At 65.8% G+C, this 14745-nt stretch carries 10 protein-coding genes; 5 read left to right on the top strand and 5 right to left on the bottom strand.

The genetic code is table 11. From position 1 onward, the window contains the following. The first annotated feature begins 620 nt into the window (after positions 1-620). The 4 genes from NGM10_RS01950 (at position 621) to NGM10_RS01935 (ending at position 9078) form a co-directional block, all read left to right on the top strand. Complete coding sequence (locus tag NGM10_RS01950) at positions 621-2831, top strand: ATP-binding protein (protein ID WP_253481237.1); 2211 nt, start codon at positions 621-623, stop codon at positions 2829-2831. A gap of 915 nt (positions 2832-3746) precedes the next feature. After that, positions 3747-4661, top strand: a complete 915-nt coding sequence (locus tag NGM10_RS01945) for a DMT family transporter (RefSeq protein WP_253481234.1) — start codon at positions 3747-3749, stop codon at positions 4659-4661. A 138-nt stretch (positions 4662-4799) separates the two neighbouring features. Further along, on the top strand, positions 4800-4922 hold the full coding sequence (locus NGM10_RS01940) for a PGF-CTERM sorting domain-containing protein (RefSeq protein WP_253481231.1): 123 nt from the start codon (positions 4800-4802) through the stop codon (positions 4920-4922). A gap of 355 nt (positions 4923-5277) precedes the next feature. Further along, complete coding sequence (locus NGM10_RS01935) at positions 5278-9078, top strand: PKD domain-containing protein (RefSeq protein WP_253481228.1); 3801 nt, start codon at positions 5278-5280, stop codon at positions 9076-9078. Positions 9079-9536: 458 nt separating this feature from the next. Here NGM10_RS01935 and queC read toward each other — a convergent pair whose 3' ends face one another. After that, positions 9537-10244: a 7-cyano-7-deazaguanine synthase QueC gene (queC, locus tag NGM10_RS01930; RefSeq protein ID WP_253481226.1), complete on the bottom strand. Its 708-nt coding sequence runs from the start codon at positions 10242-10244 to the stop codon at positions 9537-9539. Positions 10245-10339: 95 nt separating this feature from the next. Between queC and NGM10_RS01925 the strand changes: the two genes are divergently transcribed. Continuing rightward, entirely contained in the window at positions 10340-11173 is an 834-nt protein-coding gene (locus tag NGM10_RS01925) for a DUF7847 domain-containing protein (RefSeq protein ID WP_253481223.1), read from the top strand. 53 nt (positions 11174-11226) lie between these two features. On the opposite strand, the gene NGM10_RS01920 is transcribed toward NGM10_RS01925, so the two are convergent. The 4 genes from NGM10_RS01920 to NGM10_RS01905 form a co-directional block, all read right to left on the bottom strand. After that, entirely contained in the window at positions 11227-12024 is a 798-nt protein-coding gene (locus NGM10_RS01920; protein ID WP_253481221.1) for a 7-carboxy-7-deazaguanine synthase QueE, read from the bottom strand. 2 nt (positions 12025-12026) lie between these two features. After that, positions 12027-12479: a 6-pyruvoyl trahydropterin synthase family protein gene (locus tag NGM10_RS01915; RefSeq protein WP_253481219.1), complete on the bottom strand. Its 453-nt coding sequence runs from the start codon at positions 12477-12479 to the stop codon at positions 12027-12029. A gap of 372 nt (positions 12480-12851) precedes the next feature. Next, complete coding sequence (locus NGM10_RS01910) at positions 12852-13172, bottom strand: DUF3006 domain-containing protein (protein WP_253481217.1); 321 nt, start codon at positions 13170-13172, stop codon at positions 12852-12854. After that, the gene (locus NGM10_RS01905; protein WP_253481215.1) at positions 13162-14625 is read right to left on the bottom strand and encodes a lamin tail domain-containing protein; all 1464 of its coding nucleotides are present in this window, start codon (positions 14623-14625) and stop codon (positions 13162-13164) included. Before NGM10_RS01905 ends, NGM10_RS01910 begins: the two co-directional genes overlap by 11 nt. Positions 14626-14745: the final 120 nt, after the last annotated feature.

Below are 14745 nucleotides of genomic sequence, written 5' to 3'. Positions count from 1 at the left end.
TCTAAGTAGTTGTCCTGTACGACGGCCATGCATTCGGGGCAGACGAGTTCACCATTATCAGGCCGTGAGGCAACGTCACATTCGGGACAGTACGGATACTCTGCAGTGTAGTTGATGTCATCGTTGCGCCCATTTGGGGCTCCGGGATATTCACCGTTCATGTTCTACCTGTAACTAGCTTTCCCGCCTACTTAAACAACAATCCCGCCCCTTCCATGTGGTGAGTTACGTTATGGACCTCAACATGTCGTTTCTTAATACTTTATCACCTCAAATTCACGTGTTTTGAGCTCATTATTGCAAGTGTTGTTCGACATCACGATTTGACCCAGCGTTCTGATATGGAATAAGTGTTTTGCCGTAACGAATGTCTCGACGGTACACCTATCGGGCCCTTACAGGAGGTGAATCACGTCGGTCGTTGGCAGTGCTTCTGGACAAGGACTAGTTGAAGTCGTTGTTCGGCGTTCTTTTCTTTCCCTATTTTTGGCGTGTCTTACTGTTCGACCGTCTATTCACTTTCCGTGATTGTGCGATAGGAGAGGACCGAATTACAGATCTAATTCAGGAGTTAGATATTGCGATTTAAGTAGGGTGCCTCACTAGTGATGAATAGAACGATGGCGAACCCAACCCCTAACTCAGAAGTTAGCGAAGGTAACTCAAAAAGCCGCGATGGCGCCTCCGTTGCATACGCGACGCCGAGTCGGAAAACATACAATTCGGTCGCCTCCGACATCTCCGTTGAATCCGCACTCGGGGAACTCGTAGATAATTCGCTGGACTCCGCCGCTCTCCACGGCATCAATCCCGTCGAGATTACAATCAACATCGAAGAAACGGACGACGGGACGATGGAGTTAGTCTACCGTGATGAAAGTGGTGGCGTCAAGGAAGACGAGATGGGCGTGTTCATGGGTCTCGGCCGCAGTAAGAATGAACGCGCGGGCGGCCAAAACGTCGGCACGTTCGGGATGGGAGCAAAGCGGGCCCTCAAGCGACTCGGTGATGAGTTCACGATTGCCAGCCACTACAAAACTGCCGACACTGGCTGGAAGTACACCGTCTCACCGGAGTGGTTCGACATAGACCCGGAAGAGGACAATCCCAACCAGTGGCAGTTTGAGATGGATGCTGTAGACCTCGGCCAAGGGGTCACTGAAATCCGTGTCCGGAATCTGAACTTCAATTGGGATAATCGTAAGGAGAAAATTGAGGACTGGTTCAGCAAGACCTATCAGAAGTTCCTCCAGGAAGAGAGCGATGTTGACCTCGACCTCGCTCTCGAACTTGAAGGCGACGAGGTCGAAACGCCGGAACCGGTTGAGTGGAGTTTCGCTCCGTGGTTCGGTGGCCTCCATCCCCGGACCTTCGAAGGACTCGTCTTCCAGGACGAAAACTGGAACGACCAAGTTCAGGTGAAGGTAACAGTTGGTCTCCTCCGCGAGGGCGCTAAACGCCGGACTGGCACCTTCATCTTCTGTCAGAACCGACTTGTAGAGGGCAACCTCACGGATGAAAAGGGGGGTTATGGACTCAGCGGCGGATTGCCCAAGTTTAAGACCTCACAGATTAAACGGCTTCGGATTGAAATCGAGTTATTCGGTGATGCGAACGATCTCCCATGGAGCGCCGACAAAAGCCGTCTTCGGCCGTCGCACAAAGTCCTCACTCCCTCTCCAGAAAAAGGGGTCTACTGGTGGCTTCGCCGCATGGCCGACCGACACATGAAGGCTGGCCGATACGGGAACTTCGACCACATCGAAACGAAGTCGGTGTTTGAGCCGTATGGGTCGGAAAATGAATCCGCTGCCAACGATGGAGAGATTGAAGTCGTAGACGTGGGTGATAAGCAACGCCGACTCCGGCGCGGCGAAGTCGATCACATTCGAATTTCCCAGAAACCCGGCACAGACTACACTACGGTTGACACGCTTGGAAAGATAGCAACGGCGCACGCCCGACTAGGTGTCGTTGCTGAGTCAATGTCGGACATCCAGTATGATGAGTGGGCACGGCCGACGTACGAGGATGCCGTCGGGAGAGAGTTTGTAGAGGCCTTCTACGAGGTTTCGGATCGAGAGTTCTCAAACCCGGTTGGAAAAGCGCTTCTCCAAGTTGATACTCCCGAGGCATTCATGTCTGATGTCGCAGACGCGAAAGAGTGGGCACGTATCGCCCAAAACCTGACTTCGGTGGGCACAGTGCCGCCAATGAGTAATCCGACGGTACAATCTGACGAGAATCTCGGTTCAGCGTTGACCCGCCTGCAGGCGGCCGCTGATGAGAGTGCTACGACGGCCGAATACCGAACGGAGGGTGAGGCGTGGCGAGTTCCGCGATACGAGGCAGAACTCAAAAAAGCACTCCAAGAGACGAACGATGACCTGTCGTTCGATGAGCTTGAGGACATTGCCGAACCGATAATAGCAGAGGAAGAGACGCCCACGGCTACTGAGAACGAACAGACTGACGAGTCAGAGACAGTTACCACAAACCAGTCGAGTATCGATGACTCGGTCAATGAGACTGATGAGCGGGGTGGGGAAGCTGATTCAGATTATGAACAGGATGAAGAGGTCGGTACAGTCGAACAGACGACGACATCTCTACAGGAGTACGAAGAAGAAGTGGATGGGTCCACATCCGAAGAAACCAACTCGGACCGCATGACGCTCGTTGAGTTCTATCGGCGGCATGACGACTTGTTGGCGGATGTGCCAGATGACATTGTTTCAGACGACGAACAGTTGGAAGAGCACTTGGTTGAAAAGCTCGAAATCGCGAACGCCTTCAACCAGGCGCAGGCTCAAGTTGGGCAAGGTGATTAACTAACGAGGTCTTCCGTGAATACTAATGGCTTCCATGGTTGATCGGTAGTAGATATTCATTCTTCTCCCGTTGCTCTTGACTACTACATAGAATCTATATCGTTCCGGATTACACGAACTGGCTACGGAGACCGTTCATTCCGTAAAGGGTAGCAATAGGGGTTTATACGGTTGAGTGATGCGGGGTTCGAGCGAAGCCAGGGGTGGAATTTTGGGATAGAACCACCGTGAAATAGGCGACTGCGGAAGCCCTTCTCCCGTGTAGTTCGTACTTTCGGAAGTATTTTTATACCTGATTCCATCCTTTATTTTATGTACTATTATCTCAGGAAGGTAGTGTTGCCGCAAGGGCAACGTCCCAGGTGTTTATATAGGAGTCAGCCGTAATTCGGGGTGAAACCGGGGAAACACCCGGTTTGACCGCGACTTGGGAGGCAGGATGGGGAGGAATGGTCCTGGTTCGGGGCGTGTCCTCTCACGGCAAGGACCAGGGTTCAAATCCCTGACGGAGCACTCTTCTGAGCGAACGTAGTGAGTGAAGAAGGAAGCGCACGGACGGGATTTGAAGTAGACGAGTCGCACGCCCGGAACGGTGGGAGCGAGGCGCGTTGCGCCTCGCTCCCACCGCACGCTCGGACCGTCTCGGCGTGGTTCAAATCCCTGACGGAGCACTATTCCTTCCGCAATCTCCCAATTTCGAGCCGTGGTGCCCTCGTAGTCGTCCTAAGTCTTCACCGGACCTCGCGGGAGTCGGTCCGAGAGTCCTCGCCCATCGGAACCAAGAGCCGATACGGTCGAACGAGTCCTGACGACACCTGCGCGCCACCGCGCGCGACCGGCGCGGGCGACCGACGGGGCTCGGGGAGCGCACGAAACCGATTCGACTAAACTCCGCCCCCGCCGATGTGGGCCACGATGAGTACGTTGGCGCGCCTCGAAGCACGAACCCCGCCGATGGCCGCCCTCTCGGTCGCCGTCGTGGCGGTCAGCACCAGCGCAATCCTGGTCCGATTCAGTCAGGCGCCCAGCGTCGTCAAGGCGTTCTACCGAGTGTTTTTCACGACGCTGTTGCTCGCGCCGTTCGCGGCGACTCACTACCGCGAGGACCTCCGGCGGCTGTCGGGCCGGGACCTCCTCATCGCGGCGGTCACGGGCGTCGCGCTCGCGGCCCACTTCGCGACGTGGTTCGAGAGTCTGGAGTGGACCACGGTCGCCGCGAGCGTCACGCTGGTCCAGTCCCAACCGCTGTTCGTCGCGGTCGGTGCGGCGGTGTTGCTCGACGAGCGGATAAACGGTCGGATGGTCGGCGGTATCCTCGTCGCGGTCGGCGGAATCGCGGTCATGTCGCTGGGCGGCCTGCTCTCGGGGGCCGCCCTCGCCGGGGAGCGCCCGCTGTTCGGCAACTCGCTCGCGCTCGTCGGCGCGGTCATGGCGGCGGGCTACGTGCTGGCCGGGCGGTCGCTCCGCCAGCGAATCGCGCTCGTCCCCTACGTCACCGTGGTCTACTCGGTCTGCGCGCTCGCCCTGCTGGGAGTCGCGCTGGGACAGGGCGAGACCGTGGCGCTGACCGCCTATCCGCCGGTCGAGTGGCTTCTCTTCCTCGGAATGGCGGTCGGGCCGGGCATCTTCGGCCACACGGTCATCAACTGGGCGCTGAAGTACGTCGAGTCGAGCGTGGTCAGCGTCACCCTGCTGGGCGAACCGGTCGGCTCGACCCTGCTCGCGCTCGCCCTCCTCGGCGAGGTACCCGACGCCTTCACCGTCGCTGGCGGCGCGGTCGTGCTCGCGGGCATCTCCGTTACGGCGAGAAGCCGACCCAATGAGGGGTAGTGCTCGTCGGCGACAGGCTCCGTTTACTCGCGAGTAGGCGACGGACGAGGAGCCGACAGGCCGATTCGACGCGTTCGACGACGAGCCCCGACCGCGGTCGAGGGCGTCGAGACGACCACGACCGAGACGACGACCGAGGTGGACCGCGAGACGACCGAGACCGAGGGCACCGACGAGGGTGCCGACGTGCCCGGCTTCGGCGTCGGTGCGGCGCTGACCGCGCTCGCGGCCGCCGGGTTGCTCGCCCGCCGCCTGAACTGACGACGACGCCGCGCCGATCTCGGACTTTCCTTTTCTCGCACCTCCGTCCTCCGCCGCCGACGCCAGTGTAGGCGCGGGCTATCGAGGGATAAGCCCCGCCGATATCGGGCGTCTGGCGCGGGCTACTCCGCGACAGACGACCAATAACAAAGGCCGATTCACCGCAAATCCGGGGATAAGCCGCCGCCCGATGCGGTCGGGACCGTCCCGGAGCGCTCCCGAACGGTCGGACACCTCGCGAACGGCCCGGGCGTTAGACCGCGAACGCCCCCGGAGGCCGGAACGCTCGGAGCGTCCGTGCGTCGGCCGCCCGTCGGTTCCGGCCCCGCTACGAACGACTTCGACACCGCCACAGATGACTCAGACACGAACTCAACTCGCGTACGTCGGCATCGCCCTCCTGCTGGTCGCGTCGGTCGCGCCGCCCCCGATACAGACCGCCTCGGCGGCGGAGAACTCCTTCGTCGTCGAGCAGGGCGACCGCTGTATCGAGGTGTCGCCGCTACAGGGCGACGAGACCGCCGAAGAGTTCTACGACTACCGCAACCCGGAGAACAGCGACGAGTACACCTACAGCTCCTACATGCCCGACCACCTCACCGAGGACGACGAGAGTCGGCTGTTCCTCTACGAGGGCTCGGACGGCGTGAGCCTCGTGATGGTTCACAACGAACGGGGCGGCTCGGGCGACGGTCACGCCGTCACCTTCGAGTTCGGGGGCCTGCCGAGCGGCGGCGAGTGGGCCGTCGTCGACGACGATTACTCCGACCCGGACGACGAGTACTCGCGCGACCGCATCGACTGGACGCTCCGGAACGACCGGACCGACGGCGGTGCGTTCCGCGGCCTCGACAGCGAAGGTACCGAGATAACCGTCACGCCGAGCTTCAACGAGGACGCCGCGCTCTACGAGGAGTTCGACCGCACGGGCACCATGGACGCGTGGCGGTTCCTCTCGGGCGACCTCGGGAACCCCGACGCCGAGCGCCTCGACATGAGCCGCCCCGTCACGATTCGGACCGGCCACTGCACCGACGAGACGCCGCCGTCGGCCGCGCTCGCGGCCGACGGCGGCGTCGCTGGCCACGAGGTCACCCTCGACGCCAGCGGGTCGAGCGACAACCGCGGCATCGAGGAGTACCGCTGGGACTTCGACGGCGACGGCGAGGTCGAGCAGACCACCGACACTGCGACCGTCGGCCACGTCTACGAGGAGTCCGGCGAGTACCGGCCGGAGGTGACGGTCGTCGACGGCGGCGACAACGCCGACACCGCGGCAACCAACGTCACGGTCGAACCCGACGACCCGCCCAGCGCCGCGCTCGACGTGGCGACCGAGTCGCCGACCGAGGGGTTCCGGGTGAGTCTCGACGCGGGCGGGTCGAGCGACGACGTGGGCGTCGAGGAGTACCGCTGGGACTTCGACGGCGACGGCGAGACCGACGAGACAACCGACGGACCCGAGGTCGGTCACGTCTACAACGAGACCGGGACCTACGACGCCTCGGTGACGGTGGTCGACGGGAGCGACCAGAACGACACCGCGACCGCGAGCGTCACGGTCGAACCAGACGACCCGCCGAGCGCCGCGCTCGACGTGGCGACCGAGTCGCCGACAGAGGGCTTCCGGGTGGACCTCGACGCGGGCGGGTCGAGCGACGACGTGGGCATCGAGGAGTACCGGTGGGACTTCGACGGTGACGGCGAGGTCGACCGGACCACGAGCGACCCCAGCGCGGGCCACGTCTACAACGAGACCGGGACCTACGACGCCTCGGTGACGGTGGTCGACGGGAGCGACCAGAACGACACCGCGACCGCGAGCGTCGAGGTCGGGGCCGACGAACCGCCCGAGCCCGAAATCGAAGTGACCGCGCCTGACGACCCGGTCGAGGGCGAGCAGGTCTCCTTCGACGCGAGCGACAGCACCGACGACACCGGAATCGAGGAGTACCGCTGGGACTTCGGCGACGACGAGACCGCGACGGGTGAGACGGTTACGCACACCTACGACGGCAACGGCACCTTCGAGGTCACGCTCGAAGTCGTCGACGAGGGCAACAACTCCGCGACCGAAACAGCCGACGTCGAAGTCCTGGCTCCGGACGACACCCCGCCAGAAGCCGACGCGAGCGCCGACCGCGACGAGGTCGAAGCCGACGCCAACGTGACCTTCGACGCGGGCGGCTCCACCGACAACCGCGAGATATCGAGCTACGAGTGGGAGTTCGACGACGGCGAGACCGCCGAGGGCGAGCGGGTCACCCACGCGTACGACGAGTCGGGGACGTACGACGCGACCGTGACGGTCACCGACGGCAACGACAACACCGACACCGCGAACGTCACCGTCGAGGTGTTCGAGGCCCGCCCGCCGAACGTCTCTGCGTCGGTCCCGGAGACCCTCCGATTCGGCGAGGAGATGGAGGTCGAGGGGTCGGCCGACGACAACGGTGCGGTGGCTGGCTACGAGTGGGAGTTCGGTGACGGGACCACGGCCGAGGGCGAGGCGGCCACCCACACCTACGAGGAGGCGGGCAACTACACCGTGACGCTCACCGCCACCGACCGCGGCGGCCACGCCAACCGGACCACCGAGACTGTCACGGTCGAAGAGCCGGACACGACGCCGCCGACCGCGGGCCTCTCGGTCGACGAGAACGAGACGACGGTCGACGACGAGGTCACCTTCGACGCGAGCGATTCCGCCGACAACGAGACCGGGATCGAATCGTACCGCTGGGACTTCGACGGCGACGGCGAGACCGACGAGACAACCGAGGACGCCAGCGTGGACCACGCCTACGAGGAGGTCGACACCTTCGACGCGAGCGTGACCGTCGTCGACGGCGGCGACAACACCGATACCGCGACCGTCAACGTGACCGTCGAGGCCGAGGAGAAGGCCCATCGGGGCGACGACGGGAACTCGGGCAGCGACTCGGGAAGTAGTTCTGGCGACGGTGGGGGTGGCGGCGGTGGACCCCCGGCGGTGCTCACCGACACCGAAGAGCGCGGCGCGAACGCCGCGCTCGTGGACGTTCGGAACGCCCGGAGCGACGAACCGGTGGCCCTGAGCCTCCCCGAAACCGACGCCGCCGCCGAGACCGGCGTCGAGTTCGACTCGGTGCGGGTGGACCTCGCTGACGACGACCCCCACTTCGCGGTCGAGACCGCCCGCGACGACGAGAACGCGACCGACATCCCCAGCGACGTCGCGCTCGGGTCGCTCGCGGTCGACTCCCGGTACATCGACGCCGACGACGTGTCGTCGGTCACCTACGAGGCGGCGGTCGAGCGTTCCCGGCTCGACGACGCCGGACTCGCGGCGGCCGACCTGACCGCCTTCGAGCGGACCGACGGCGAGTGGCGGCAGGTCGACGCCGAAATCGAGGAGCGCGACGGGACGGTCCTCGTGCGAGCGAACGCCTCGGCGCTGGCCGACGTGGCGGTCGGGGCCGACCACACCACGACACTGACCGACGCCGCGCTCGCCGAGGAGGAGGTCGGGGCCACCGACCCGGTCGAGGTCACCGCGACCGTCGAGAACGAGGCCGAGGAGGCCCGGGAGTTCACGACCGAACTCACCGTCGACGGCGAGGTCGTCGACGAGAAGACCGTCGAGGTGCCGGGCGGGGAGACCGCGGAGGTCGAGTTCGAGCGCCAGCTCGACCCCGGCACTCACGAGGTCGGAGTCGGGGGCGAGCGCGTCGGGTCGGTGACGGTCGCCGACCCCGAACCCGACATCGGGGTCGCCGACCTCTCGCTGAGCGACTCGACCATCGAGGAGGGCCAGCAGGTCGAGATCACCGCGACCGTCGAGAACTCCGGCACTGCGGCGGGCGAGCGCGAGGTCGGCCTGACGCTGTTCGGCGAGCGACTGGACACCGAGACGGTCGAACTCGACGCGGGCGAGACGACCGAGGTCACCTTCGTCCAGCGCATCGACGCCCCCGGGAGCTACGAGCCCGCGGTCGGCGACAGGAGCGCCGAACTGGAGGTCGAGGGCGGGAGCGACGGCAACGGCGAGAGCGACAGCGACGGAGACGGCGACATCGACACGCCCGGCGTGCCCGGATTCGGCGTCGGCGCGGCGGTCGCCGCCCTGCTGGCGGCGACCCTGCTCGCGCGACTCCGGGGGTCGAAGTCGACGTAGCTCGGCGACTCAAACCACCGGGAATCGGCCGGTGACACATTCCACCGGGAATCGGCCGGTGACACATTCCACCGGGGTGGGAATGAAAGGGGCCGCCCGCTCGCGGTCACGCGAGGGAAGCGAGTGTGACCTCGGGAGACGCGGTTTGTCTCCCGGCGTTTACGTGGTCGTCTCAGCGACCCCTATCCGAGCGAGCGAAGCGAGCGAGGATATGTCGCTGAGCGGCCTCCTCGTGAGCGGAGCGAACGAGGGCTCGGAAGACGGCGTTTGTCTTCCGGTGGCGAGCGGGCGGGGGCTTTCTGGGCGGGCTCGTTCACGGATTCTGTTTTTCGTAGCGAGCGGGCGGGGGCTTTCTGGGCGTTCTCGGTTTTGAAAGTCGCAGTTCGTAGCGAGCGGGCGGGGGCTTTCTGGCGGTTCGCGGCGTTTATGCCGACGGTTGGTTACTGTTCGCCGACCGATTACTCTGATTCCGCGTATTCCGGGCGCTCCTCGTAGTCGATGGGGTCGCGCTCGCCGAGGTTCTGGAACGCCTGAAGCCGGAACGCACAGGCGTCGCAGGTGCCGCAGGCCGGGGCCTCCGCGCGGTAGCAACTCCAAGTGTGCTCGTAGGGGACGCTGAGTTCGAGGCCGCGCGCGGCGATGTCGGTCTTCGACAGGTCGGCGAAGGGGGCACGAATCTCGATGTCGGTGTCGTCTCTCGTGCCGGTGTCGACGACCCGCTGGAACGCCTCGAAGAACGCGGGCCTGCAGTCGGGGTAGCCCGAGAAGTCCTCGGTGTGCGCGCCGATGAAGACCGCCGAGCAGTCGTTGGCCTCGGCGTAGGAGACCGCCATCGCGAGGAGGTTGGCGTTCCGGAACGGGACGTAGGACGTGGGGACCTCATCGGCGTCGAGGTCGGCGTCGGCCACGTCCATCTCGTCGTCGGTCAGGCTCGACCCCCCGATGCGGGCGAGGTGGCCGGTCTCGACGTGGAGGAAGTCGGCGGCGTCGGTCTCGTCGGCGAGTCGGCGGGCGCACTCGCGTTCCTTGTCCTCGGTCTCCTGTCCGTAAGAGGTGTGGAGGAGGTAGAGGTCGTAGCCCTGCGCCTTCGCCTCGTAGGCGGCGGTGGCGCTGTCCATCCCGCCGGAGGCGAGGACGACCGCGCGCTCGTCGGTGGCGTCACTCATGTGCGAAGGGTAATCGAGCAGGCCCATGAGTCGTGCGGTCCGGCGCGAGCGGGGACATCGACAGGAATAAAATAAATCCGTCTGATGTGTCCGCCATGGGTGCAATCTCGTCGTTCTCGACCGCGGTCGGCGTTCTGGCCAGGAGTCGCGCACTCCTCGGCGTGGCCCTCCTCGCCTCGGCGGCGAACCTCGGTCTCGCGGCGGTTCCGGCGACGTTCCCCGAACCGATGGCCGGTCTCGTGTCGCTCCCGCTGACCGGAATCACGTACCTCGTCCTGCCGTTCTTCGTCGGCGGCATGCTCGCGATGGCCGAGGAGGGACTCGACGGCGTCGGCGGACTCGGCGCGTTCGCGGCAGGCGGGAAGTCGAACTACCTCCGCCTGCTGGCGTCGATGTTGCTGTTCGGCGTCGTGTTCGGAATCCTCGCGTTCGTGGTTATGCTGGGTCTCGCGGTTGTCGGCATCTTCGTGGTCGGCGTGAACGCGACCGGGGCGGGGAGTTCGCTCGCGGCGGCGAACGCGAGCGTCATCACGATGGCGTTGCTCGCACTGGTCGGCTTGCTCGTCCTGATGATTCCGCCGTTCTTCCTCCAGTTCTACGCCCCGGCAATCGTCGTGTCGGACCTCGGCGTGGTCGAGTCCTTCCAGCGGAGCGCGGGCCTCGTCCGTCGGAACCTCGCGTCCACGCTCGGCTACAGCGCGATTGCCGGACTCGCCGGTAGCGCGGCGGGCGTCGCGGGCGTCGTCGCCTCGCTGCTCGGGGGGACGTACGGGGACACGACCACGACCGGCGCGGCGGTACCCGAGGTCGGTCTCGGGGTCGTCGCGGCCGCGGCGGTCCTGACGGTGGTCGTCACGACGCTCGTCTCGGCGTTCGGCGTGGTTTATCAGGTCGCGTTCTACACCGACCGCCTCGACTCGCTCGCCTGAACGGCGAGCGAGTCGGCCCGCGGAAGCCGTCACGAACCGCGACCTGCGCTCGCCTACGTCCCCGGTGCGTCGTTCCAGAGGGTGACGTGGAGCCGGGGGGTGTACCGGAAGCCGAACTCGCGGGCGAGTTCCGCGGTCACGGGGCGGGTCTCGGCCAGACGCTCGCGAGTCGCGCCCTCGGGCATCAGGAGGACGTTCTCGTCGGGGACCGGAACGTCGGCAGTCCCGCGAATCCGCTCGACGAGGTCGGTGACCTCGTCCATATCTCCGCGGTCGGAGACGACGAACTTGAGCTGGAAGTCGTAGGACTCGACCAGCGCGGCGAGCGAATCGAGGTCGACGCGGCGCTCCTCGTGGCGCGCTTCCCACTCGCCCTCGCCCTTCGGGTCGCGCTCGGGCGTCGGCGAGCTGGACGCGAGCTTCGGGCTGACGCTCGCGAGGTCGATGGGAGCGTCCCGGAAGACGGTGCCGTTGGTCTCGACGGTGGTGTGGTACCCCCGCGCGTCGAGTTCGTCGAGCAGGGTCTCGACCGCGTCGTGGATCATGGGTTCGCCGCCCGTGACGACTACGTGGTCGGCCCCGAACGACTCGACCTCCCCGAGTATCTCCTCGACGCTCATCGTCGCGTGGGTCGGCTCCCACGAGGTGTGATAGGAGTCACAGAACCAACACCGGAGGTTACATCCCGAGGTCCGGACGAAGACGCTCGGCACGCCAGCGAGTCGGCCCTCGCCCTGCAGGGACTCGAAGAGTTCGTTTATCGGGAGCGCGTCGTCGGACGCCGCGGTCGTCTCGCTCCGCTCGCCGCCGCGCCCGCTCTCGTCGTCACCCACGTCGCTGGTCACCGGCATGGTCAGAACTCCGCGCCGCCACAGAGCTCTGCGGTCTCGCTGACCTGCACCGCGACCTCCGAGACCGTCTCGGGCAGTTCCGATTCGAGGCGGGCCTCCAGCACCGCGCTCATCACCTCCGCGGTCGGCGGGGCGTCCAGCACCACCAGCGCGTCGCCGTCGCCGGTCTCCTCGAAGGCCTCGACGAGGGGGTCGCGGGACTCCAGCAGGAACCTGTGGTCCCACTCGGAGAGTATCGACGTAATATCGCCCTTGTCGACGACCCACCCTTCCTCGCGGAGGTCGCCGACGACCTTCACCGATATCTCGTAGTTGTGTCCGTGCGGGCGACTACACTTGCCGTCGTGGTGGAGGATTCGGTGGCCCGCGCTGATTCGAATCGGGCGGTCCCGGCCGACGTAGAGGGTCCGCTCGTCGGCGTCGAACGAAGGTGATTGAAGTACTCGTTCAGGCATATCAGGAGATTCTCCCGGCCGCACTTAAATTCGCGCAAACGGGGTCGCGGAGTAGGAGACGGAAGTCACGTATGAATGCGAGAGCAGATGTGGATACGTGGGCCTCGAATGCCCCCGCCCGCTCGCTACGAACCGTCTCACGAGACGGAACGACGAACACCCAGAAAGCCCCCGCCCGCTCGCCACCTGCAGAGCGGAGCTCTGCCGAGCCCTCGTTCGCTCCGCTCACGAGGAGGCCGCTCGGCGACATATCCTCGCTCGCTTCGCTCGCTCGGATAGGGGTCGCCGAGACGACCAAGCAAGCGCGAGCGGGCGGCCCCTTTCATTCCCACCCCGTGGTCTGCGTCACCGGGCGATATCTCGTGGAAGACGTCACCCAGTTCGCTCGGACCCCGAATCGTCCGGGCGCTCGGCCAGTCGGTCGAACCGCGACTGTGCCTCCTCGCTCCGTCGCTCGGTCTCGTCGGGGTCGCGGCGTGCCGAGACGAGGATGCCGTTCCGGACCGTCACCCGGAGGACGGCGTCCTGCTCGCGGGCCTCGGCGGGCAGTCGGCCCGGTCGGACCGCGAGTTCGCCCGCGAGGTCCTCGTCGTCTTCGACGAGCAGGACGGCGCGCTCTCCGTCCCCCCGACCCCCCGGGCGTCCGGTCTCGAAGCGGTCGACGACCGCGGTGTAGCGTCCGTCAGGAACCATAGCTCTCCTCCGCGACGAGTTCGCCTTCGTCGGTCCGGACGAAAACGGTGTCGCCGTCGTTGTTCCAGACCGGGGCGTCCGAGCCCCAGTAGAGGCGGCCCTCGCCGTCTCGCCCCTCACCGGTGTGGAGCGTCAGGGCCTCGCCGGGGGCGAGGGCGGTCCCCTCCGGGAACGCGTAGGCATGGCCCGCCTCGTCGGCGACGGTCCACCCCGAGAGGTCGAGCGTCCGGTCGCCCCCGTTCCGGAAGACGACGTACTCGTCGTCGAGGTTCTCCCAGTCGTCCCCCGCCGCGTCGGCGTGGACCTCGGCGACTCGGAGGTCGGTCGAGTCCCGCGATTCCGTCGGCTCGCCGCCGTCGGGCGCGGCTCGCGGGCGGTCCCCGCCCCCGACCGGGAACCGCGCCCGGAGTTCGAGCGGGCCGCCCGCGCCGGGTTCTACGCCCGGCGCGTCCCGGAGGTCGAGCGGCCGGGTCGGGGCCTCGCGCTGGGTGGCGACCGCGAACCGCTCGCCGTCGGTCTCGAACGCGACCGTGCCGTGGACCCCGGTCCAGTAGGTCGGGACCCCGCGGTCGGCGAGGCGCGCGAGGAGTTCGTCGTGTGGGTGACCGTACCGGGAGTCGTAGGCGCTCTGCACGACGACCGCCCGGGGATCGCTCGCGTCGAGCAGGCCCGGCCCGGTGCTGGTGTTGCTCCCGTGGTGGCCCGCCGCGAGCACCGAGGCGTTCAGTCCCGACCCGTACGTCTCCCGGAGGTAGCGCTCGCCGGTCCGCTCGGCGTCGCCGGTCAGCAGGACGCTGGCGTTCCCGTGTGCGACCCGGAGGGCGACGCTGTTCTCGTTGCGGTCCTCGCCGGAGAATCCGCCCTCGGGCGGGGCGAGCACGTCGATGTCGGCCCCCGCCATCGGAATCTCGTCGCCAGCCTGCGTCCGGTAGAGGGTCACGTCGTGGGTCTCGACCGCGTCGAGGTACCGGTCGTAGGTCGCCGTGGCGGCCGCGACGCCGGGGTCGTACACCGCGCCGACGCCGTCGGCCTCGGTCTCGTAGTACTCGATGACCGCGGCGTGGCCGCCGATGTGGTCGGCGTCGGCGTGGGAGGTGACGAGGCCGTCGATTCGCTCGACGCCGCGCTCGCGGAGGTACTCGAGGACGTGCTCGCCGTCGTCGTTCCAGTTGCCCGTGTCGTACAGCAGGGTCTCGCCGGTCGGGCCGACCACGAGCACGCTCGTTCCCTGCCCGACGTTGATGAAGTGGACCGAGAGGGTCCCGTCGGTCGCGTTGGCGGTCGGCGGCGGGCCGCCGACCGCCTCGACCGCCGCTGTCGTCTCGGTCCCCGTCCCCGCTGTCGTCTCGGTCTGCTCGGCGATTCCCCCGAGACACCCCGCGAGACTCGCGAGGACGACGACGGCGACCGCCGAGAGAACGAGCGACCGGGACCGAACTGGGAGGGCGCGCATCGACTCATCTACGACGGCACGAGACGACAATCCTTCTCAAAGTGATGTTACACGTCCCGGGCGAAACGAACTCGCGTTCGCCCCTCGCTCGCGAGGGGCGAACGCGAGCGACCGGATGTC

The sequence above is a fragment of the Halorussus salilacus genome (genome assembly GCF_024138125.1).
Lineage (GTDB): Archaea > Halobacteriota > Halobacteria > Halobacteriales > Haladaptataceae > Halorussus > Halorussus salilacus.
Note: the sequence above shows the minus strand (reverse complement) of the source record. Positions and strands in the feature narration are given on the sequence as shown.